This is a genomic window from Pseudomonas sp. B8(2017), from assembly GCF_002113575.1.
Classification (GTDB): domain Bacteria; phylum Pseudomonadota; class Gammaproteobacteria; order Pseudomonadales; family Pseudomonadaceae; genus Aquipseudomonas; species Aquipseudomonas putida_Z.
Map to the genome: position 1 here is coordinate 385,458 of NZ_NEIO01000002.1, position 22,144 is coordinate 407,601.

The following is a 22,144-nucleotide window of genomic DNA, read 5'->3' on the forward strand; positions in this document are numbered from 1 at the left end:
CAGGGGTTGTGCATACCGCAAGCCTGCACTGATCCCTGTGGGAGCGGCTTTAGCCGCGAATACCGGCGCATCCGGTGGCAAACGATTTGACGGGGCCAGGCAGCAAATGTCAGGCAATGCACCCGTCAAATGCCATTACAAACCTGTCAATCGTTGCAATCCGTCAGGTTCTTGCCTGCGCTTCGCCTCCCTACAATGGCCTCACAACAACAAACGAGCCCAGCTCCGTGAGGCACGACCCCATGTACAGAGACCATATCGTCAAACCGCGTGCGACCGACAACCCTGCGTTCATGGCCCTGGCCACCGCCGTGATCTTTGCACTCGCCCTTTTCTACGGTGTGGGCGACGGTAGCCTGGCCCGGCTGATGGGCCCGATCGTGCTCGACCTGCAGGCACCGCTAATGCGCAACATCGCCGTGGCCGGCACCTTGGCCGTCACCCTGGTGCTGAATCTGTTCATCCTCGGCCGCTTTGCGCTACGGGCCCAGGTAATTACCGTCTGGTTCGAACTGTTGCTGCTGTTCCTGCTGTTCTTCGACACTTTCGACCTGTCTTACAGTTTCATCGCCAGCAAGGTCGGCTTCATGATCACCCAAGGGGTGTTCACCACCGTCTACGTGTCCACGATCTCGATCGCCATCGCGTTCGTCCTGGCCCTGATGGGTGCGACTGCACGCTTGTCGTCCAACGGCTTCGCCATCGCCATCGCCAGTTTCTATACCTCGTTCTTCCGCGGTGTACCGCTGCTGATCCAGATCTACCTGATCTATCTCGGCATCCCCCAACTCGGCTACGTGGTCGGTGCAGTGCCGGCGGGCATCCTGGCCCTGTCGCTGTGCTATGGCGCCTACATGACGGAAATCTTCCGCGCCGGCATCAGCAGCATCCCGCGCGGGCAGTGGGAAGCCTCGCGAGCAATTGGCCTGACCCCCTTCCAGGCAATGACCCGGGTGATCCTGCCGCAGTCGATGCGACTGATCATCCCGCCCACCGGCAACCAGTTCATTTCCATGCTGAAGGACAGCTCGCTGGTGTCGGTGATCGGCGTGTGGGAGTTGATGTTCCTGGCTCGCACACAGGGCCGCGCAGAGTTCCGCCACCTGGAAATGCTGATTACCGCCGCCGTCCTGTACTGGGTGCTGTCGATCCTGCTCGAAGCCGTGCAGTCGCGCCTGGAAAAACGTTTCGACCGCGCCCACCGCTGATCGAGGAGCATCACGATGAACCAAGTAGTCACCCCAGCTGCCGCCCAGGCCGCCGTATCGATCCGCGGTCTGCAGAAATGGTACGGCGACTTTCATGTACTCAAGGGTATCGACCTGGAAATCGCCAGCGGCGAGATCGTGGTGGTCTGCGGCCCGTCAGGCTCAGGCAAGTCCACGCTGATTCGCTGCCTGAACCTGCTGGAGGACTTCCAGAAAGGCCAGGTGCTGATTGCCGGCAACCCGCTTGACCGTGATGCCGCCAGCGTGGCCGCCATTCGTCGCCAGGTCGGCATGGTGTTCCAGCAGTTCAACCTGTTCCCGCACCTGACCGTGCTGGAAAACCTGATGCTCGGTCCGCGCCTGGTCAGCAGGCTCAACGAGGCCCAGGCCCGCGCCCTGGCCCTGGAGTACCTGGAGCGGGTGCGCATCGCCAGCCAAGCCGACAAGTTCCCCGGCCAGCTTTCCGGTGGCCAGCAACAGCGGGTAGCCATTGCCCGCGCGCTGTGCATGAAGCCGCGGATCATGCTGTTCGACGAACCCACTTCGGCACTGGACCCGGAAATGGTCAAGGAAGTGCTCGATGTGATGGGCGAGCTGGCCCAGGATGGCATCACCATGCTCTGTGTCACCCACGAAATGGGCTTCGCCCGCCGGGTCGCCGACCGCATCATCTTCATGGACCAAGGCCAGGTCATCGAGCAGGCCCGGCCCAACGACTTCTTCGACAACCCGCGCCATGCCCGCGCCAGGGAGTTCCTTTCGCAGATTCTCAGCCACTGAGGCCTGTGTCTACCGCTGTGCCGACACCACAACAACAATTGCATACCCGGAGACTTACCGAATGAACCCACTTGCACGCTTGTTTGCCCTCACTGCCGTCGCCGGCAGCCTGGCCCTGATGACCGGCGCCGCCTGGGCGGGCGCCACCCTGGATCGCATCCACCAGAGCAAGGTCATGAAAGTGGCCACCGCCGCCAACTGGCCACCGCAGTCGTTCCTTGGCGAGGACAACACCCTCAAGGGCTTCGACATCGATGTTGCCAACGAAATCGGCAAGCGCATGGGCACCACGGTAGCGTTTGTCACCCCCGAGTACGGCATCATCACTGCCGGGCGCTGGGCCAGCCGCTGGGACCTGTCGGTCGGTTCGATGACGCCTACCACCGAGCGTGGCCGCGTACTCGACTTCCCGGCCATCTACTACTACACCCCCTACATGTTCGCAGTGCACAAGGATGCCGCCGGCGCCAGCGCTGCCGACCTCAATGGCAAGACCATCGGCGTCGAGGCCGGCACTACCTCCGAGGACTACATCAACCGCCGGCTGAAGATCGACGCGGCGGACGTACCTGCATTCAGCTACACCGTGGAGCCTGGTGATGTGCAGACCTACGGCGACAGCATGGGCCCGCTGGATGACCTGCGCATGGGCAACGGCATCCGCCTGGATGCCGCACTGTCGCCGCTGCCGACCATCATGGGCGCGATCAAGGCCGGTTACCCGATTGCCCCGGTGCAGGGCAAGCCCGCCTACTACGAACCGCTGGCCATCGCCACCGACAAGGGCGACGACGCCTTCAATGCCGAACTGGCCAAGGCCGTCGAAAGCATGAAGGCCGACGGTACGCTGAAGCAGCTGTCCGAGAAGTGGTACGGCGCCGACCTCACGCAAGTGCAATAACCCCATCACCCACAGGCCAGCGCCCCTCAGCTGAAGGGCGTGCGGCCCCCGCGTGCCCGTAGAACCTGCAACGCTCAGTAAAAGGATGACCCAGCCGATGTCCAGCTACAGCAACAACTACTACACCGGAACCATGCGCCCGGCCTCGCAGCGCCCGGCTTTGGCCGGCGAAACCCGGGCCGATGTATGCGTCATCGGCGGCGGCCTGGCGGGCCTGAGCGTAGCCTTGGAACTGCTGTCGCGCGGGCGCTCGGTGGTATTGCTGGAAGCCGCGCGAGTGGCCTGGGGGGCCTCAGGGCGCAATGGCGGCTTCGTGCTGCAGGGCTGGTCCGAAGGGCTGTCGGCCATCGAGCGGCGCTGCGGCAAGCCGACAGCAGCGGCATTGTTCCGGCTGTCACTGGAGGGCGTCGATATCGTCCGCGACACCATCGCCCGCCACCAGCTGCCAGGCTGTGCCGCGACCACCGGCAAACTCAGCGTGGTGCGCTACGACGACGCCGACAACCTGCAGCGCACCCGCGACCGCATGGCCCGTGACTTCGGTTTCGAGATGGAATACCTGGATACCCCGACGCTACGTAGCCACCTGAACACCGACCGCTACTACCAGGGGCTGCGCGACAGCCATGGTTTTCATTTCCACCCGCTGAACTACTGCCTGGGCCTGGCCGAGCTGGTCGAGCTTGCCGGCGGCTGTATCCACGAGCAATCGCCCATGCTGCGGGTAACACGCGTGGCCGGGCGCCACCGCGTAACCACTGCCCACGGCGCGGTCACCTGTGCCGATGTGGTGTACTGCTGCGGCGGTTACGGCGGCGCCGAGTTCGGCCGGCTGCGCCGAGCTTTCCTGCCGATCGCCACCTACGTGGTACTCACCGAACACCTGGGTGAACGCCTGAATGCCGTGGTACGTACCACGGATGCCGTCGGCGACAACCGCCGCGCCTCGGATTACTACCGCATCGTCGAAGGTGACCGCCTGCTGTGGGGTGGCCATATCACCACCCGCAATCTGCAGGACGAACAACGCCTCGGGCAGTTGCTGACCCGTGACATCCTCAACGTTTATCCGCAGCTGCAGGGTTTGAAAATCGCCAAGGCCTGGTCCGGGCTGATGGGCTACGCCCGCCACAAGATGCCGCACATCGGCCCTCTGGGCCCGGGGTTGTGGGCCTGTACTTCATTTGGGGGCCATGGTATGAACACCGCACCCGTGGGCGCCAGGGTAGTCGCCGAGGCGGTGTGCGGCGAAACCGACCGTTATCGCCTGTTCGATGCCTATGGCCTGGAATGGAACGGCGGACCGTTTGGGCCTGCTGCGGCACAAGCGGTGTATGCCGGGCTGAAGCTGATGGACCGGTTCCAGGAAGCGCGCTCGCAGTACAACAACTAGAACGACAACCAGGAATCGCCATGGACCCCCTCCCCCCCGGCGCGCTGTTCAAACTTACCGAAAAGGACCGCCAACTGCTGGCGCTGCTGCAGGCCAACGCCCGCGAGCCCACCGCCTCGCTGGCACGCAAGCTGGGTGTGTCGCGCTCGGCGGTGCAGGAGCGCATCAACCGCCTGGAGAATGCCGGCGTGATCACCGGCTACAGCGTGCGCATCGACCAGGACAAGCTGCAGCAGGTGATCAACTGCTTCACCATGACCTCCTGCAGCAACAAGAGCTACACCGACGTGATGACCACCTTGCGCAAGATGGAGTCGGTGCAGGCGGTGTACGCGGTATCGGGCGAAATGGATTTCATCATCCACCTGACCACCCACACCTTGGGCGAACTGAATGCCGAACTGACCCGTATAAACATGATCAAGGGTGTGACCCATACGGCGTCGCACATTGTCATGGAGACCAAGTTCAGCAAGAAGCTGACGTTGTAATCCCCCTCCCAGGCTTATGCAGAGCCTTGTGGGAGCGGGCGTGCCCGCGAACACCGGCGCAGCCGGTGCCATCCTCCGCGCTGGATTCTTCGCGGGCATGCCCGCTTCCACAGGTGCTGTTCATGCCGCAGGTCCAGGAAGCCGGCCAGCTTCCTCGACGTCACCGTCACGGATTGACTATGATCCCGCCTTGAACGTTTCAGCATGTTTCAACAAGGATCCAGATGTCAGTTCAGGAATTACCCCCTCTCCCTAGCAAAACTACCGTCGCGAAGATGGAAGCCGCCATGGCGCTGGGCAGCTTTGCCATTGGCACCGGCGAGTTCGCCATCATGGGCCTGATGCCCGATATCGCCAGCAACCTGCAATTGAGCGAGCCCCAGGTGGGCCATGCCATCAGCGCCTATGCGCTGGGGGTGATGGTCGGCGCCCCGACGCTGGCGATCATCGGTGCCCGGCTGTTGCGCAAGCACATGCTGCTGTTGTTGATGGCGCTGTATGCCCTTGGCAACCTGGCTACCGCCTTCGCCCCCTCGTTCGGTGGCCTTGTCGCCTTCCGCTTCATCAGCGGCCTGCCCCATGGCGCCTACTTCGGCATCGCGGCGGTGGTGGCGTCGAGCATGGTGGCCAAGGACCAGCGGGCGGGGGCCGTGGCCCGAGTGATGATGGGCCTGACCCTGGCCATGTTGCTCGGCAACCCGATCACCACCTTGCTGGGCCAGTACTTCGGCTGGCGCTCGGCGTTCGTGCTGGTTGGCGCGATCGCCCTGTGCACCATCGCCCTGGTCTGGCGCTTCGTGCCCCAGCGCCACGATGAAGTGCGCAGCGACCCGCGCAAGGAACTGCAAGCCTTCACCCTGCCGCAGGTGTGGATGGCGCTGGGCATCGCCTCGATCGGCTTTGCCGGCATGTTCTGTGTGTTCAGCTACCTGGCGCCGACCATGTTGCAGGTGACCCAGGTGTCGCCGCAGTGGATTCCGTTCGGCCTGGCGGCGTTCGGCGTCGGTGGCATTGTCGGCAACATCGCCGGTGGCAAGCTGTTCGACCGCCTGCAGTTCCGCGCCGTCGGGCTGGTGCTGGTGTGGTCGATTGCCGTACTGCTGTTCTTCAGCTTTGCCGCGCAGGCGCTGTGGAGCCTGCTGCTGGGCATTGGCCTGGTCGGCACCATGATTGCCCTGGCGGCGCCGTTGCAGATCCGCCTGATGGACATTGCCCATGAAGCGCCAAGCCTGGCGGCGGCGTCGAACCATGCGGCTTTCAACCTGGCCAATGCGCTGGGGCCGTGGCTGGGTGGCATGGCGATTACCGCAGGCATGGGCTGGACCAGCACCGGGTACATCGGCGCGGCTACGGCGCTGGTCGGGCTGGGGATCTACCTGGTGGCACGGCGGATGAAGGGTGGGCACTAAGGTTGAGGCCTGACAGATAGCGTGAACGGGGCTGCCATGCAGCCCATCGCCGGCAAGCCAGCTCCCACAGAGACCGCACAATACCTGAAATTTGTGCGGTCCCTGTGGGAGCTGGCTTGCCGGCGATGGGCCGCAAAGCGGCCCCCGAATCAACCATCAACGCGGCAGGCTGACCCTGGCCACCTCGGCAAAATAACGGGCCCCGGTTGCCAGGATCGCATCGTTGAAATCATACGAAGCGTTGTGCAACGGCGTAGCCCCCGCCTCGCCCTCTGCACCATTGCCGATGAACACGAAGTTGCCCGGCACCTGCTGCAGAAACGCACCGAAGTCCTCGGAAATCATCATCGGCATCACTTCGGCATTCACCGCCTGCACCCCCACCACATTGCGCGCCGCCGCCACGGCAATTTCCGTGTTCGCCGCCCAGTTCACCGTCGGCGCAAACTCGTGGCTGTACTCGAACCGGCAGGTTGCACCGTGCAGGTGGCAGATACCCTCGCTGATCTCGCGCATGCGCTTTTCCAGCAGGCGTTGCACCTCAGGGCTGTAGCTGCGGGTATCACCCTTGATCGTGACATGGGTCGGTATCGCATTGCGGATGCCATCAGTGATGAACTCGGTGCAGGAAACCACTGCCGACAGGCTCGGGTCGACATTGCGCGCGACAATGGTCTGCAAGGCCAGCACGATCTCGGCGCCGATCACCATCGGGTCGATACCCATGTGCGGCCGGGCGGCATGGGTGCCCTTGCCCTGGATGTGAATGACGAAGTTGTCCTCGCTGGCCATGATCCCACCGGCCCGCGTGGCGATATGGCCAGCCGGCATGCCCGGCATATTGTGCGCGCCATACAGGGCATCGACCGGGAAGCGCTCGAACAACCCATCGGCCATCATCGCCTTGGCCCCCCGCCCATGCTCCTCGGCCGGCTGGAACACGAAACGCACGGTACCGTTGAAGTTACGCTCGCGGCACAGCAGGTCTGCGGCACCCAGCACCATCGCCATGTGCCCGTCGTGGCCACAGGCGTGCATCTTGCCGTGGTTGCAGGACGCATGCGGCCGTTGATGCGCCTGTTCGGTGATGTTCAGGGCATCCATGTCGGCACGCAGGCCGATCACGCCCGGGCCGTCACCGACAGTGAGGCTGGCAACCAGGCCGGTGCCACCGATGCCACGGTGCACTTCCAGGCCAAGGCTGGCGAGGATGCTGGCGACCTGTTCGGCGGTGTCGAACTCTTCAAAGCCGGTTTCCGGGTGCCGGTGAAACGCGTGCCGCCAATGCTTGAGGCGCAGTTCGAATGCAGGGTCGTTGCTCATGCTTGAAGCTCCTGTTACTGGGCCAACGTCGGGCGTTGACCGGAAGGCTGGGGTTCATCCGCAGGCGCTTGGCCGTGCCAGATGACGCTTTCGCTCAGGTATGGCGTGCGGTAGCCGCTGCCCACACCCAGGCGGTAGAACGCGAAGGCAACTGCGCTGACCACGACCATGTCCAGGCCCTCTGGCAGCAGGCCGATACCGCCGAACGCCTCGCTGCCCAGCCACGACACCAGGGCAATCGCCGGGAGATAGCCGATCAGCCAGGCAGCGGCGCGCAGCTCGCGAGCGAACCCCGCCCAGCCGGCTTTGGCCTGGTAGTAGAAATAGATAGGCAAGGCGCCGATCACCAGGAGGATCACCTGGCCGGTCAGCGGCCAACGGGCCCAGTACAGCACCAGTGAGGCACAGATGAAGGCGAATGGCGCAATGATGCCCATGCCCTTCAGGCGCAGCGGGCGGTGGATTTCCGGCGCGGTAGCGCGCAGCGACATCAGGCTGATCGGCCCGGTCAGGAACGAAATCACCACGGCCACCGAGATCACCGCCGCCAGTACGCCCCAGCCACGGAAGAAGAACAGGAAGATGAAACTCACCGCCAGGTTCAGCCACATTGCCTGGCGCGGCACGCCATACAGCGGGTGCAGGTTGCCGAAGATTTTCGGCAGGGTGTTGTTCTTCTCCATCGCATAGATCATGCGCGCAGTGGTGGCGGTATAGATGGAGCCGGTACCCGAAGGGCTGACGAACGCATCCAGGTACAGCAGCATGGCCAGCCAGTTCAGGTTCAGCGCCAGTGCCAGTTGCGCCAGGGGCGAATCGAAGTTCAGGTTGTGCCAGCCTGCAGCGATGCTCGCCGGGCTCAAGGCCCCGATGAAGGCCACCTGCAACATCACGTAGACCACCAGCGCAATCAGCACCGAGCCGACCAGGGCGAACGGGATGCTGCGCCCGGGGTTGCGCGCCTCGCCGGCCAGGCTGACCGGGCTCTGGAAGCCGTTGTAGCTGAACACGATGCCACTGGCGGCCACTGCCGTGAACACTGCAGACCAGCCATACGGCGCAAAGCTGGCAACCGAGCCGTCGCCGAAGTTCTGTGTATTGAACTGGGTCGAGATCAGCGCGACGGCGGTCAGCGCAGGCACCACCAGCTTGAACACGGTGATTGCGGTGTTGGTCTTGACGAACAGCTTCACGCCCCAGTAGTTCAGGCCGAAGTAGACCAGCACCAGGCCCGCACTGGCCAGCAGCCCGCCATGGGTCAACTCGCCGTGGTGCACCAGCGCCTGGGCCCACGGGAATGGCCAGGAGGCCATGTACTGGATCGAGGCGATCGCTTCGATGGGGATCACCGACACGATGGAGATCCAGTTGGCCCAGGCCGCCAGGAAGCCCACCAGCGAGCCGTGGGAATAGCGCGCATAACGCACCATGCCGCCGGACTCAGGAAACATCGCGCCCATTTCCGCATAGGTCAGGGCAATCGCCAGCACCACCACCGCACCAATGACCCAGGCCAGGATCGCCGCCGGCCCGGCGATGGCCGATGCATGCCAGGCGCCGAACAGCCAGCCTGAACCGATGATGGAGCCAAGGCCGGTCAGCATCAGCGACCAGGGGCTGATGTCACGTTTGAGTTTGTTCATGGAATCTCCGCTTGTTTTTCTTGTGTGGAGCTGACGGAGGGCAGGTAATACCCGGCCCTCAGGGGTGGATCAGGTACGTACCCAGGCTTGCTGGCGGGCCAGTACCGAGCTGGCCGACTCGCCCAGCAGGTCGGCATATACGCCGGGGGCGGTGGCGCCTTCGGTACTGATGAAGAGGATGCGGGCGTTGCCGTCGATACCCAGGTCGGCAGATGCGCCAGCATCCGTTACCAGGTGGGCAAGCCCGGCCAGGCCGGCGACGCCGGACTCACCGGCAACCAGCGGAATGTCGCGAGCGCTGCCAGCAGCCAGACGGCGCATGGCGGCGACAGCTTGGTCATCGCTGATGGTCATGAAGTAATCGACGCTCGGCTCCAGGAAGCGCCAGGCCAGCGGCGATGTCTCGCCGCACGCCAGGCCTGCCATTACCGAGTCCACCGCGCCGGTCGCCCTGGCCGGCTTGCCGAGCAAGGCGCTCTGGTACAGGCAGTCCGCCTGCTCCGGTTCGACCATGACCAACAGCGGGCGCTGTGCGCCGTAGTGCTCCCACAGGTAGCTGACGATGCCGGCCGCCAGGCCGCCCACCCCACCCTGCAGGAACACGTGGGTGAACGGCGGTTGCCCGGCAGTGGTTTCGATGATTTCCGCAGCGATGGTGCCGTAGCCCTGCATCACGTCACGCGGGATCACTTCGTAGCCTTCATAGGAGGTATCGGAAACCACGGTCCAGCCATTGCTGGTCGCCAGCTCCGCAGCATGCTCGACCGACTCGTCGTAATTGCCGGCAATGCGCACGATCTGCGCACCATAGGCCGCAATCGCCTGTTCGCGCTCGATGCTGACGTTGGCATGCAGCACGATCACGCAGCGGCAGCCGATGCTTTGCGCGGCGGCCGCCAGGCCCTTTCCATGGTTGCCATCGGTGGCGCTGGCCACGGTGAACTGCGCCAGCAGGTCGGCGTACTGGCCTTCCAGCAAGCCACGCGGGTCGAACTGCTGCGCGGGGAAGGTACGCCGGATCAGCCGGACCAGGGCAATCGGCGCGCCCAGGGCCTTGAAGCTGCCCAGTTCCGAGCGCACCGATTCATCCTTCACCGACACCTGGGCAACACCCAGCTCGGCGGCCAGGTCAGGCAGGCTGTACAGCGGCGTAGCGCCAGCGTTCAAGCGCGCCCAGCCGGCCAGCCACTGGCGGCTTTCTTCAGCCCTGGCAATGCTCATCACCTCTTGCAACGCTTGCGGGTAAGGCCGGCGGCCAGCCTTGGGGTTGGAAACAAACATGCGGTACTCCTTTCTGCAGGCAACAGGAAGCCCATGCCGCTGAAACCAGGCTTCAGCGGGCGGGGCATTACAGTGGGGATCAGGGGTGGATCAGGCGACGGCTGACCACATCCAGCAGCACCTGGGCGCCCTGGATCAGTTGTGCGTCGTCGGTATGCTCGCGCGGGTTGTGGCTGATACCGCCCTGGCTGGGCACGAAGATCATCGCGGCGGGGGCGATACGGGCGATCATTTGCGCGTCGTGGCCAGCACCGGAGGTCATGCGCCGGTGGCTGAAGCCGAAACGCTGCGCCGAGGCTTCTATGGCATCGGCCAGGCCTGCGTCGAAGATCACCGGTTCGAAACGCACCAGGCGCTCGGTGGTGATGGTGACCCCTTCGCGCTCGGCAAGCGCCTCCAGGTATTGGCTCAGGCGGTTTTCGGCGTAAGCCAGGCAAGTTTCGTCGGGGTCGCGCAGGTCGACGGTGAAGGTGGCCTTGCGCGGGATGACGTTGATCACGTTCGGCTCGAACTGCATGCAACCGACGGTGGCCAGGGTCGTACCGGAGTCCACGGCCATGGCGCGCAACTCGGCAACGATGGCACTGGCGACGAAGCCTGCGTCATGACGCAGGTGGGTCGGCGTGGTGCCGGCATGGTTGGCGTGCCCTTTCACCTCTACTTGCTGCCAGGAAATGCCCTGCAGGTTCTCGACCACGCCAATCAGGGTGTTCTCGGCTTCGAGGATCGGCCCCTGCTCGATATGCAGTTCGAGGTATTCATGCGGCACGATGGCGCCAGGCTCCAGCGTGCCGGCATAGCCGATGCGCGCCAGTTCATCGCCAAGCCGCGTACCGTCGGTGCCAAGGGTGTCCAGCGCCTGCTGCAAGGGCAGGCCGCCGGCATATACCAGTGAGCCCATCATGTCGGGCTGGTAGCGCACACCCTCTTCATTGGTGAATGCGCCGACCGTGATCGAACGCTCAGGCAAGCGCCCGGCATCACGGTAGGCCCGAATCACCGCCAACCCGGCCAGCACGCCATAGCAGCCATCCAGGGCTCCGGCGTTGGTAACGGTATCGATGTGCGAACCCATCATCAGTGGGCGTTGCTCACCGCTGTCGGCGGCAGCGCGCAAAGTACCGAAAATGTTGCCGATGCGGTCGACCTGCACGTCGAGGTCAAGTTCGCGCATCCAGCCGACCAGCAGGTCGCGCCCGGCCTTTTCGGCATCGCTCAGGGCGATCCGGGTGCGCCCGCCGTGGGTGGCGTCAGCGCCTACCTGGCCGAGTGCACGGATCTGCTGCAGCAGCAAAGCGCCGTTCAGTTGCAGTGGGGTACTCGCATTCATCAACCGTTTCTCCCTGGGTGCAAAGCCTTGGCTCTACACCGCCGTTTTTGTTCATGGGAGAATTCTATTCGCTCGCCATGTACGAAAACCTTGATTTTTGGCCTTCGCGCGCACTTTTATTACGCATTCCCGGCGTTTACCGCTGTTTACCTACAGAGGCCCCTTCATGCCCCTCGATCACTTCGACCTGGCCCTGCTCGATGCCGTGCAGCGCGACGCTGGTACTTCACAGCTGGACCTCGGTGCGCAGGTCAACCTGTCCTCGGCAGCGGTCAATCGGCGGCTGAAGAAGCTGACGGCCGACGGCGTGATCCGCGGCACGGTGGCACAGGTGAATCCAGAGCAGCTTGGGTACACGCTGACGGTGATAACCGAGGTTGAAGTGGAGAACGAGCGGCTGGACCTGCTGGACGAGATGAAACGCACCTTCCTCGCCTGCCCGCAGGTGCAGCAGTGCTACTACGTGGCCGGGGAATGCGATTTCGTGCTGATCATGCTGGTGCGGAACATGGAGCAGTACACCCAGCTGACCCGTGAACTGTTCTTCGAGAACAACAACGTCAAGCGCTTCAAGACGCTGGTGTCGATGAGCAATGTGAAGACGGGCATGTTCGTGCCGACCCTCACGCCTTGAAGCCTTGTTGCAATCCCCTGTAGGAACGGCCTTGTGTCGCGAAAGGGCTGCGTAGCAGCCCCAGCTATTGTTGCGCTGAAGCCGAGATCGCCGGGGCCGCTTTGCGGCCCTTTCGCGACACAAGGCCGCTCCTACAGGAGATCGCGCACTCTTCAAGTCTTACTATTAATTGTCATGTTTGTAATATCACAGCAATCGGCAACTGTGCATCATGAAAAAAGTTGCCAAGGTGCGTGCCAGTGCATTTATCAAAATAACAATTACCAGGCGGGTCGACTTGCTCTTCCTGCCCCACAACCGTGTCTGGAATAAAATGACAACTCAAACAGGCGCCTTCCAACAAAAAGGTTATCGAAGAATCATTCCGTCGATGACCGCCTTGCTGCAATTCGAAGCCGTGGCCCGGCTCAACAGTTTTACCCAGGCAGCCATTGAGCTGGGCGTGACCCAGGCGGCGGTCAGCAAACAGATCAAGGCCCTGGAGGAAAACCTCGGGGCGCTGCTGTTCCATCGCTCGCACCGCAGCATTCACCTGACCGAAGGCGGCGAAATCCTCTTTGCCAGCATCTCCGAATCACTGCAGCGGGTGGCCAGCGCGTTCGACCAGATCACCCACATCAGCCACCATCAGGAAATCGTGCTGGGCTCCACCGCACCCTTCTCGCAACTGCGCATCATGCCCCGCCTGAACGCCCTGGCCGACGGCCTGCCGCAGGTGCAGCTGCGCCTGGCCACGCAGATGTTCACCGGCGATCTGCGCAAGCGCGATTACGACCTGGACGTACGCTACGGCAACGGCCAGTGGGACGACGGCGAAGCCATCCTGTTGTTCGAGGAAGAAATTTTCCCGGTCTGCGCCCCTGCCTGGCTGGCCCGCAACAACCTGCCCGTCACCCTGGAGGAACTGGCCGGGGCCGGGCTGCTGGATGCCGACTCCACCTCCGAGGGCTGGGTCGACTGGCCTGGATGGTTCCGCGAACTGGGCCTGGCCCCGGCAGCGCCCCGCTACAACCTGCGCTGCAGCCTGTACACCGATGCCATCAACGCGGCATTGGCCGGCTACGGCATTGCCTTGGGCTGGGGGCGGCTGGTGGAGCACCTGGTGAGTACCGGGGCCCTGGTGCGGTTGGAGCCTTTCACCGTACGCACCCGCGAATCCTATTACATCGTCGTACCGCACGGTCGGCCGGCATCGGTGTACACCCGTGCGATTGCCCATTGGCTGCAAAGCCCGGCGCCTGCGCACGACAACCCGTTCCTGCATAACCTCAGGTAATGGGAAATGGAAAATTAAGCGCATTGACGCTATTCGAGGGCACTTCAATAATTCGCCGCACATGGCTTTATCAATTAAAAATAAAAGTGCCTGAGGACAACAATGAGCAGCCCAATCAATAAAACCCATCGCGAACTTGTCGATGCGCGGCAACCGGGCTTCGGCATGCCTGGCGAGTTATACAGCCGCCAGGATATCTTCGACACCGATATGGATATCTTCTTTCACAAACACTGGATACAAGTAGCCGTTACTGCCGATGTCGATGAGCCCGGCGATGTGTTTACCGTGGATATCGGCAAGGCTTCGGTGCTGATCCTGCGCGACGATGACGAACAGATCCGCGCCTACCGCAATGTCTGTCGCCACCGTGGCGCACGCCTGAAAGAGCCTGGCAAGTCCACCGTCGGCATGCTGGTGTGCCCCTACCACCAGTGGACCTACGACCTCGATGGCAGCCTCAGGCACGCCAGCCACATGGGCAAGGCCTTCGACCCCAAGTGCCGCAGCCTGATCCCGGTGCACTGCAAGGTCATCGGCAGCCATGTGCTGGTGTGCCTGAGCGACACCCCACCGGACGACATCAGCGACCTCGAAGAAGTCATGGGTCCACGCTTCACCCCCTTCGACCTGACCAATACCCGCATCGCCTACGAACTCGACTACATCGAGAACGGCAACTGGAAGCTGGTGATGGAAAACAACCGCGAGTGCTACCACTGCGCTGGCACCCACCCGGAACTGATCGTCTCGTACCAGTCCGAGGACCTCGGCGTCAGCCTGGAGGAGATGAGCGACGAAGCGCGTGCCTCCTATGATGCCTATCAGGTGCGCAAGGCCGGCATCGAAGCCGACTGGGCCAGCGCCGGCCTGCTGTACGAGACCGTCGAACACCTGCAGGACAGCTCGCCCACCCAGTTCCGCACCCAGCGCATGATCATTGCCGGCAGCGGCGAGTCGCAAACCCTCGACACCAAGGTGGCCTGCAGCAAGCTGCTGGGCAACCTCACCCGCCGCGACCTCGGCGACACCCACCTGTGGGGCAACAACGCCTGGGCTCACGTGATGAGTGACCACGCCATGATCAGCTGGATCATCCCGCTGTCGCCGGAGCGCACCCTGGTGCGCACCAAGTGGCTGGTGCACCGCGACGCTATCGAAGGTGTCGACTACGACCTGCAACGCCTGATCGAAGTGTGGGTTGCCACCACCCAGCAGGATGCCGCGCTGGTCGCCATCACCCACAGCGGTACCCAGGACCCCGCCTTCGAGCCGGGCCCCTACTCCACCTTCACCGAGCCGTACGTCGACCAGTTCGCCCGCTGGTACGCCTCGCGTCTCGCCGCACACGGGGTTTGAAGGCCATGACCGCATTGCACAGCATCGCCGGCCTGCGCGCCGACCAGCGTTTTACCGACAGCGACCACTGGGCCGCCCACGGGGCGCAATGGGCCAGTGGCGAAAGCCGGCGCATCGAATGCCTCAGCGTGGTGGACGAAACCCACGACGTGAAGACCTTCACCTTCCACAGCCCGGATTACCATGCCCTGGCCTACGAACCCGGGCAGTTCCTGACCGTGTCGCCGGTGATCGGCGGGGCCAGCGTGTCGCGCTGCTATACCCTGTCTTCCACGCCAACCCGGCCGTTCACCTTTGCCATCACGGTCAAGCGGGTGCCGGGCGGTACGGTGTCCAACTGGCTGCACGACAACCTGCGCCCGGGCCAGGCCCTGGCTGCCTCAGGCCCGGCCGGGGTGTTCACCCCGGTGGCAGGCCCGGCGCGCAAGTTGCTGTACCTGTCGGCCGGCTCCGGGGTCACCCCGCTGATGGCCATGACCCGCGCTGCCGCCGACCTGCACGCGGAGCTGGACATCGTCTTCGTGCACAGCGCCCGCACACCGAAGGACATCATCTTCCGTGAGGAACTGGCGCAGCTGGAGCGTCGCATGCCACAGCTGCGCACCTTGTTCTTCTGCGAAAACCAGGGTGACGAGGCCGACTGGAACGGCCCGCTCGGGCGCCTGTCGCTGGAAGCGCTGCAACGCGAAATCCCTGATTTCAAGGACCGCGCCGTGTTCACCTGCGGGCCCAAGGGTTACATGGACGCCACCAAGGCGCTGCTGGCCGGTGCCGGATTCGACCTGGCCCGCTACCACCAGGAAAGCTTCGACATCAACGCCGATGCCGAACCTGAACCCGCTCCGGTTGCCCCGGGCCAGGCCCTGGATACCTTCACGGTGCACCTGGCCCGCTCGGGCAAGACCTTCACCATGCGCGCCGACCAGACCGTGCTGGCGGCTGCCAAGCTGGCAGGCGCCGTGGTGCCTTCGTCCTGCAGCCAAGGGGTTTGTGGTACCTGCAAGACGGCGCTGCTGGAAGGCAGCGTCGACATGAAGCACAACGGCGGCATCCGCCAGCGCGAAATCGACAAGGGCCTGCGGCTGCTGTGCTGCAGCCGCCCCACCTCGGACCTGGTGGTCGACCTCTGACCGACACCCAGGGCGCTTGAGCTTCAGGCGCCCGTTTTTCATCTGCAGTCCCTTCAACCCGCAACGCCGCCAGGCGGGTGCGTTCGCACCTGCCTGCCAGAATAAAAAGGATATAGCCGATGCGTGCAAAAGAAGGCCTGTTCAAGGGCCTGAATCCTGTTGTGACCGTTGGGTCGCTTTCCATTGTCGTGGCCTTCGTGGTGCTCTGCGCCTCCTATGGCGACCAGGCCGCCGGGGTATTCAAGGCCGCCTCCGACGCCATCCTCGACCATCTGAAATGGTTTTACCTGGCGCTGGTCAGCGGCATCCTCGGGGTGCTGGTGTTCATCGCCTTCAGCCGCTTTGGCACCTTGAAGCTCGGGCGTGCCGACGAAAAACCGGAATTCAGCTTCGCCGCCTGGATCGCCATGCTGTTCAGCGCCGGCATGGGCGTGGGGCTGATCTTCTGGTCGGTGGCCGAGCCGGTGCTGCACTATGCCAGCAATCCGTTCACCCCAGGGCTCACCGACCAGGCCGCATCCATGGCCATGCGCATCACCTTGCTGCACTGGGGCCTGCACCCGTGGGCAATCTTCACCGTGATCGGCCTGGGCCTGGCCTACTTCGCCTACCGTGAGGGGCTGCCGCTGGCGTTGCGCTCGATCCTCTACCCGCTGATCGGCAACCGCATCTACGGGCCGATCGGGCATGCCGTGGACATCATCGGCGGCGCGGTCACCGCCTTTGGCGTCTCGCAGTCGCTGGGGCTGGGCGTGGAGCAGATCAACATGGGCATGCACCAGGTGTTCGGCACCCCGGTCACCCTGTCGTTCAAGCTGAGCATCATCGCCATCGTCACCGTGATTGCCTCGATCTCGCTGGTGGCCGGCGTGTCGCGCGGCATGAAGCGCCTTTCGACGCTGAACATGTGGATTTCCCTGGGGCTGATGCTGGTGGTGCTGGCACTGGGCCCGACCAACTACCTGATGAACCTGCTGTTCGAATCGGCTGGTGACTACGCGCAGAACATCATCGGCATGAGCTTCTGGACCGACGCCCAGGCCGACAGCGCCTGGCAAAAGAGCTGGACTGCCTTCTACTGGCCGTGGTGGATGACCTGGGGCCCGTTCGTGGGGCTGTTCATTGCACGCATCTCCCGTGGCCGCACCATCCGCGAACTGGTGTTCGGCGCCCTGCTGGTCCCGACGCTGGTGACGATCCTGTGGATGGCGGTGTTTGGCGGTACAGCACTGAAGGATGAGCAGCAGGCGCGACAGGCCTACCAGCAGTTGCCGGTCGCCGAACAGGCAGCCGCCGGCCCGTTCCAGGGTGGCCCGATACTGGAGGCCACGCGCAAGGAGACCACCACAGCCATGTTCACCCTGCTCGACCGCCTTGACGGCCCGACCTTGGGTGCGGTGCTGAGCGTGATCATCTGCCTGTTGCTCGCCGTGCATTTTGTTACGGCCGCCGATGCGGGAACGCAGGTGCTGTGCATGCTCAACTCGCTGGGCAGCATCAACCCACCGCACTGGATCCGGGTGCTGTGGTGCGTGCTGGAGGGGGCGATCGCCGCCAGCCTGGTGATTGCCGGCGGGTTGCTGGCGATCCAGATGGCCAGCATCGTGGTCGGGTTGCCGATTGCGTTCTACATGTTGCTGACCGGGTATAGCCTGATGCGCAGCCTGTTTGCCAGCGAGCAGGTCATTGCCCGCGAAGTGCCGGCGAATCTGGCGGCGGAGCCAGCCCGCGCGACCGGTGAAGTGGCGTAGATAGCCGGGGCCGCCTTGCGGCCCTTTCGCGACACAAGGCCGCTCCTACAAGGGATCGCGTCAGGCCGGGACTGTGCGTAATGTCCGGGTCTGTGCGCGATTCCCTGTAGGAGCGGCCTTGTGTCGCGATGGGCTGCAAGGCAGCCCCAGGGGCTCAAGTGTGGATCAGCAAGCTGGCCAGCCCCAAGGAAACGATTACAATGCGCGCCCCAACCTGAAATATGTTTTTCCCATGAAATCACTGCTTTACGCCGTATCCTTACTGTTTTCCTTCACCCTCCCTGCCCTGGCCAGCCCGCCGGCGACTTTCACCGAGGCCAAGGTGGTGGCCAAGCAGAAGGTGTACATGGACCAGGCCAGCAGTGCCATGGGCGACCTGTACTGCGGTTGCAAATGGGCCTGGGTGGGCAAGTCTGGCGGGCGTATTGATGCCGCCTCGTGCGGCTATCAGACCCGCAAGCAGCAGAACCGCGCCGAACGCACCGAATGGGAGCACATCGTGCCGGCCTACACCTTCGGCAACCAGCGCCAGTGCTGGAAGAACGGTGGCCGCGAGCATTGCGTGGATGACGACCCGGTATTCCGCGCCATGGAGGCCGACCTGTTCAACCTGTACCCGGCAGTAGGCGAGGTCAACGGCGACCGCAGCAATTTCAACTACGGCATGGTTGCTGGTAATGCAGGGCAATACGGGCAGTGCTCCACCAAGGTCGACTTCGTGCAGCGTGCTGCCGAACCACGTGACGAAGTGAAAGGCCTGGTCGCCCGCACCACCTTCTACATGTACGACCGTTACAAGCTGAGCATGTCGCGCCAACAGCAGCAGTTGCTGATGGCCTGGGACAAACAGCACCCGGTGTCGGCCTGGGAGAAAGAGCGTGACCGGCGCATTGCCGCGATCATGGGGCATGCCAACCCCTTCGTGACCGGGGAACGCAAATGGACCGCCAACTACAAGCCGGTCGGCAGTGGCGTGGTGCAAGCGGTGCCGGCGAAGGCTGCCAAGCCAGAGGCCAAGCCGAGCCTGGCCAGTGCCGGGTCGGTGGGGGCGGTGCTTGGCAACCGCAACAGCCACGTCTATCACCTTTCCGTCGGCTGCCCGGGCTATACCCAGGTTACCGCGAAGAACCAGGTCACCTTCGCCACAGAGGGTGAGGCGCAGGCAGCAGGTTATCGCAAGGCGGGCAACTGCCGCTGATCGCCTTCCTCGGGGCCTGCGCGGCCCCTTTGCAACCGAGCGGGCTGCACGGCAGCCCGCAACAATGACCATCCGTCGCCCAGACGGCACCCCACTCCCCGCCCCCAGCCCAACGAATGACAGATCATCCGCAAAGGAGACGTTCCATGATCCGCATTCGCCCACTCTCACTGTGCCTTGCCCTTGCCCTGGCCAGCGTCACTGGCACCAGCTTCGCCGCCACCGACACCGACACCGACAGCCGCCCGCAAACCGACCAGTACGGTGGCAAGACCGCCGGTGAAGACAGCAGCGTCAACAGCCCAGGCAGCAGCAAAGCCAACGACAGCAGCGACACCGGCAGCAACAGCGATGCCGCCGACGGCGCCGCTGGTGGCTCCAACAGCACCGGCGAAGCCACCGGCTCCGGCGCCGGGCACTCGGGAGGCACCGCCGAGGACCAGGACAGCCATTGAGGCCGACCTGGGCTACACTGCGCCGGAACGCCCTGCCAAGGATTCACCATGAACCTCAAACCCTGGCTGCTCGCCGCCCTGCTGCCGTGCAGCGCCCTGGCCGTCGCTGGCGGCCAGGGCGCACTGTCGATCAGTTCATCGTCGTTCACCGATGGCGGCGTGATCGCCTTGCAACAGGTTGGCCCGGACCCGGCCTGTGGTGCCGGCGAAGAGCGCACCCCGCAACTGAGCTGGGACAACCTCCCCGCAGGCACCCAGTCGCTGGCCCTGATCATGTTCGACCCGGACGGCGGCAAGGGCATTGGCGTGGTCCACTGGATCGCCTACAACATCGACCCGGCCCAGGATGGGCTTAAGGAAGGCGTCGCCGGGCTGACCGGGCAAGGCGTCACCGTGGGGCGCAACTCGCGGGGCACGCTCAGCTACCGCGGCCCCTGCCCACCCGCCGGCGACAACCCGCACCACTACGCATTGACGCTGATCGCCACCGACCTGCCATTGGGCACCCTGCCCGAAGGCCTGGACCGCAGCGGCCTGCTGCAACTGCTGCAAGGTCACGCGCTAGGGGCGCAGAGCCTGGTCGGGCGCTATGGCCATTGAACCGTGCTGTACAAAAACAATTGATCACCCCCATAGCATTTATCCATTGAATGGCCCGGCCGAACTGAAGTAAGCTCGGGCTCATTCACTGGAGAGCAACATGCCGAAACACACCCGCAACCACGCCAACCACACCGGTCGCAGCCTGCGCCCTGTGCTGGCCGTTGCCGGCTGCGTGGCACCTGCCAGCTATTACTTTGGGTATTGGTTTAGCCACTAGGCGCCGATACCCACACGGCGCCCACCTTCGAGGGGCCGCCGAACATGAGAATACTCAAACCCCCGGTCGGCTCCCCGACCGGGGGTTTTGCTTTTCAGGCCTTTGAACAACACCGATTCACATTGAGGACAGATTCATGAACTACGCCACTTATTACTACGCAAACACCTACGCCTGGCGATTTAGCCAATCCCGTTCGGGCCAGCCTGCCGCCTCCGTTCGGTCTTCCACAGGTGGCAATGCAGCAGCCAATACGAATTCAACGATCTGTCGAACACCTCGATAGGGCCGACCACGCGGGCCAGAACCCGCCGTCCGCCCAGGGAAAAAACGCCATGCAAGCTTCCAGCCTCGCCCTGACCCAGCCGCAAGCGGCCAACACCACCGTCAGCCAGCGCCTGCCCAGCCCGCACCTGCTCAAGCAGCAAATGCCGCTGTCCAGCGAACTTACCCAGCAAGTCCATGCCCACCGCCAGGCCATCCGCGACATCCTCGAAGGCCGCGACCCGCGCCTGCTGGTGATCGTTGGCCCGTGCTCGATCCACGACCCGCGCTCGGCCCTGGAATACGCCGACCGCCTGGCCGCCCTCAGCCGCGAAGTCGACGACAAGCTGCTGCTGGTGATGCGCGCCTACGTCGAAAAACCCCGCACCACGGTCGGCTGGAAAGGCCTGGCCTACGACCCGCACCTCGATGGCAGCGACGACATGCACGCCGGCATCGCCCTGTCCCGCGGGCTGATGCTGAACATGATCGAACGCGGCCTGCCGGTTGCCACCGAACTGCTGCAGCCAATGGCCGCCGGCTACTTCGATGACCTTCTGGCCTGGGCCGCGATTGGCGCGCGCACCACCGAGTCGCAGATCCACCGCGAAATGGTCAGTGGCCTGGAGCTGCCGGTCGGCTTCAAGAACGGCACCGACGGCGGCATCGCCATCGCCAGCGACGCCATGCGCAGCGCCGCCCACCCGCACCGCCACTTCGGCATGGATGCGCAGGGCTACCCGGCCATCATCGAGACCTTGGGCAACCCGGACACGCACCTGGTGCTGCGCGGCGGCCACAAGGGCCCGAACTTTGACGCCAACAGCATCGCCATGGCCCGCCAGGCGCTGGCCAAGGCCGGGCTGCAGGCGCGGATCATGGTCGATTGCAGCCATGCCAACAGCGGCAAGGACCCGGCGCGCCAGCCGGCGGTTTTCAACGATGTGCTGGAGCAGCGCCTGGCCGGCGACCGTTCGATCGTCGGCGTGATGATCGAAGGGCACCTGTTCGACGGCTGCCAGGCGCTGGGCAAGGGCGCGCTGAAATACGGCGTGTCGATCACCGACGGTTGCCTGGGCTGGGCTTCGACCGAAACCCTGTTGCGCGAGGCGGCACAAAAACTCTAGGTAGCGGGATGCAAGCCTGGCGAGACATACCCCGGACAAGTGCGCTAGGCTTGCCTTTTTTACCCCAAGGAGCAGTACCCATGGCCCGTGCAACCGCCCGCCACATCCTGGTCAGCAGCATCGATAAATGCAACGAACTGAAAGCCCAGATCGAAGCAGGCGCCGACTTCGCTGAAATCGCCAAAGCCAACTCCACCTGCCCGTCCAGCCGCCAGGGCGGTGACCTGGGCTCGTTCGGCCCGGGCCAGATGGTCAAGGAGTTCGACACCGTGGTGTTCAGCGCCCCGGTCAATACCGTGCAAGGCCCGGTGAAGACCCAGTTCGGCTACCACCTGCTGGAAGTGACCAGCCGCCAGGACTAAGTCCTCGCA

The 22,144-nt window shown here is 63.9% G+C and carries 20 protein-coding genes; 16 read left to right on the forward strand and 4 right to left on the reverse strand.

Features of this window, described 5'->3' with window-relative positions:
- Nucleotides 1-242: 242 nt before the first annotated feature.
- The 6 genes from CAG22_RS05210 to CAG22_RS05235 all read left to right on the forward strand — a co-directional run bounded on the left by CAG22_RS05210 (nt 243) and on the right by CAG22_RS05235 (nt 6,182).
- Nucleotides 243-1,208: an amino acid ABC transporter permease gene (locus tag CAG22_RS05210; protein ID WP_085692746.1), complete on the forward strand. Its 966-nt coding sequence runs from the start codon at nt 243-245 to the stop codon at nt 1,206-1,208.
- Nucleotides 1,209-1,223: 15 nt separating this feature from the next.
- Entirely contained in the window at nt 1,224-1,988 is a 765-nt protein-coding gene (locus CAG22_RS05215; RefSeq protein WP_085619546.1) for an amino acid ABC transporter ATP-binding protein, read from the forward strand.
- A 61-nt stretch (nt 1,989-2,049) separates the two neighbouring features.
- Nucleotides 2,050-2,889: an ABC transporter substrate-binding protein gene (locus tag CAG22_RS05220; protein ID WP_085692745.1), complete on the forward strand. Its 840-nt coding sequence runs from the start codon at nt 2,050-2,052 to the stop codon at nt 2,887-2,889.
- Between the two features lie 97 nt (nt 2,890-2,986).
- Nucleotides 2,987-4,282, forward strand: coding sequence for an FAD-binding oxidoreductase (locus CAG22_RS05225; protein ID WP_085692744.1), 1,296 nt, complete (start codon nt 2,987-2,989; stop codon nt 4,280-4,282).
- 20 nt (nt 4,283-4,302) lie between these two features.
- Nucleotides 4,303-4,773, forward strand: a complete 471-nt coding sequence (locus tag CAG22_RS05230) for an Lrp/AsnC family transcriptional regulator (protein ID WP_075045277.1) — start codon at nt 4,303-4,305, stop codon at nt 4,771-4,773.
- Nucleotides 4,774-4,997: 224 nt separating this feature from the next.
- Complete coding sequence (locus CAG22_RS05235; protein WP_085692742.1) at nt 4,998-6,182, forward strand: MFS transporter; 1,185 nt, start codon at nt 4,998-5,000, stop codon at nt 6,180-6,182.
- 156 nt (nt 6,183-6,338) lie between these two features.
- On the opposite strand, the gene CAG22_RS05240 is transcribed toward CAG22_RS05235, so the two are convergent.
- The 4 genes from CAG22_RS05240 to CAG22_RS05255 all read right to left on the reverse strand — a co-directional run bounded on the left by CAG22_RS05240 (nt 6,339) and on the right by CAG22_RS05255 (nt 11,759).
- Nucleotides 6,339-7,505 carry a M20 aminoacylase family protein gene (locus CAG22_RS05240; protein ID WP_085692741.1) on the reverse strand — a complete coding sequence of 389 codons (1,167 nt, stop codon included), beginning with the start codon at nt 7,503-7,505 and terminating at the stop codon, nt 6,339-6,341.
- 14 nt (nt 7,506-7,519) lie between these two features.
- Entirely contained in the window at nt 7,520-9,148 is a 1,629-nt protein-coding gene (locus CAG22_RS05245) for an APC family permease (RefSeq protein ID WP_085593406.1), read from the reverse strand.
- A gap of 69 nt (nt 9,149-9,217) precedes the next feature.
- Nucleotides 9,218-10,429, reverse strand: coding sequence for a diaminopropionate ammonia-lyase (locus CAG22_RS05250; protein WP_085692740.1), 1,212 nt, complete (start codon nt 10,427-10,429; stop codon nt 9,218-9,220).
- Nucleotides 10,430-10,508: 79 nt separating this feature from the next.
- Entirely contained in the window at nt 10,509-11,759 is a 1,251-nt protein-coding gene (locus CAG22_RS05255) for a Zn-dependent hydrolase (RefSeq protein WP_085692739.1), read from the reverse strand.
- 166 nt (nt 11,760-11,925) lie between these two features.
- Here CAG22_RS05255 and CAG22_RS05260 point away from each other — a divergent pair, with 166 nt between their 5' ends.
- The 10 genes from CAG22_RS05260 (at nt 11,926) to CAG22_RS05305 (ending at nt 22,135) form a co-directional block, all read left to right on the forward strand.
- Nucleotides 11,926-12,393, forward strand: coding sequence for an Lrp/AsnC family transcriptional regulator (locus CAG22_RS05260; protein WP_085692738.1), 468 nt, complete (start codon nt 11,926-11,928; stop codon nt 12,391-12,393).
- 370 nt (nt 12,394-12,763) lie between these two features.
- Nucleotides 12,764-13,669, forward strand: a complete 906-nt coding sequence (locus CAG22_RS05265; protein WP_256582411.1) for a LysR substrate-binding domain-containing protein — start codon at nt 12,764-12,766, stop codon at nt 13,667-13,669.
- Between the two features lie 102 nt (nt 13,670-13,771).
- Nucleotides 13,772-15,028: an SRPBCC family protein gene (locus tag CAG22_RS05270; protein WP_085692736.1), complete on the forward strand. Its 1,257-nt coding sequence runs from the start codon at nt 13,772-13,774 to the stop codon at nt 15,026-15,028.
- Between the two features lie 5 nt (nt 15,029-15,033).
- Nucleotides 15,034-16,158, forward strand: coding sequence for a hybrid-cluster NAD(P)-dependent oxidoreductase (locus tag CAG22_RS05275; RefSeq protein WP_085692735.1), 1,125 nt, complete (start codon nt 15,034-15,036; stop codon nt 16,156-16,158).
- 119 nt (nt 16,159-16,277) lie between these two features.
- On the forward strand, nt 16,278-17,909 hold the full coding sequence (locus tag CAG22_RS05280) for a BCCT family transporter (protein ID WP_085692734.1): 1,632 nt from the start codon (nt 16,278-16,280) through the stop codon (nt 17,907-17,909).
- A gap of 232 nt (nt 17,910-18,141) precedes the next feature.
- The gene (locus CAG22_RS05285) at nt 18,142-19,107 is read left to right on the forward strand and encodes an endonuclease (RefSeq protein ID WP_085616401.1); all 966 of its coding nucleotides are present in this window, start codon (nt 18,142-18,144) and stop codon (nt 19,105-19,107) included.
- Between the two features lie 146 nt (nt 19,108-19,253).
- Nucleotides 19,254-19,562 carry a hypothetical protein gene (locus CAG22_RS05290; RefSeq protein ID WP_075045285.1) on the forward strand — a complete coding sequence of 103 codons (309 nt, stop codon included), beginning with the start codon at nt 19,254-19,256 and terminating at the stop codon, nt 19,560-19,562.
- Nucleotides 19,563-19,610: 48 nt separating this feature from the next.
- Nucleotides 19,611-20,162, forward strand: coding sequence for a YbhB/YbcL family Raf kinase inhibitor-like protein (locus CAG22_RS05295; protein ID WP_025339230.1), 552 nt, complete (start codon nt 19,611-19,613; stop codon nt 20,160-20,162).
- Nucleotides 20,163-20,717: 555 nt separating this feature from the next.
- The gene (locus CAG22_RS05300) at nt 20,718-21,773 is read left to right on the forward strand and encodes a 3-deoxy-7-phosphoheptulonate synthase (protein ID WP_085704774.1); all 1,056 of its coding nucleotides are present in this window, start codon (nt 20,718-20,720) and stop codon (nt 21,771-21,773) included.
- Nucleotides 21,774-21,853: 80 nt separating this feature from the next.
- Entirely contained in the window at nt 21,854-22,135 is a 282-nt protein-coding gene (locus CAG22_RS05305; RefSeq protein WP_016715592.1) for a peptidylprolyl isomerase, read from the forward strand.
- Nucleotides 22,136-22,144 lie beyond the last annotated feature (9 nt).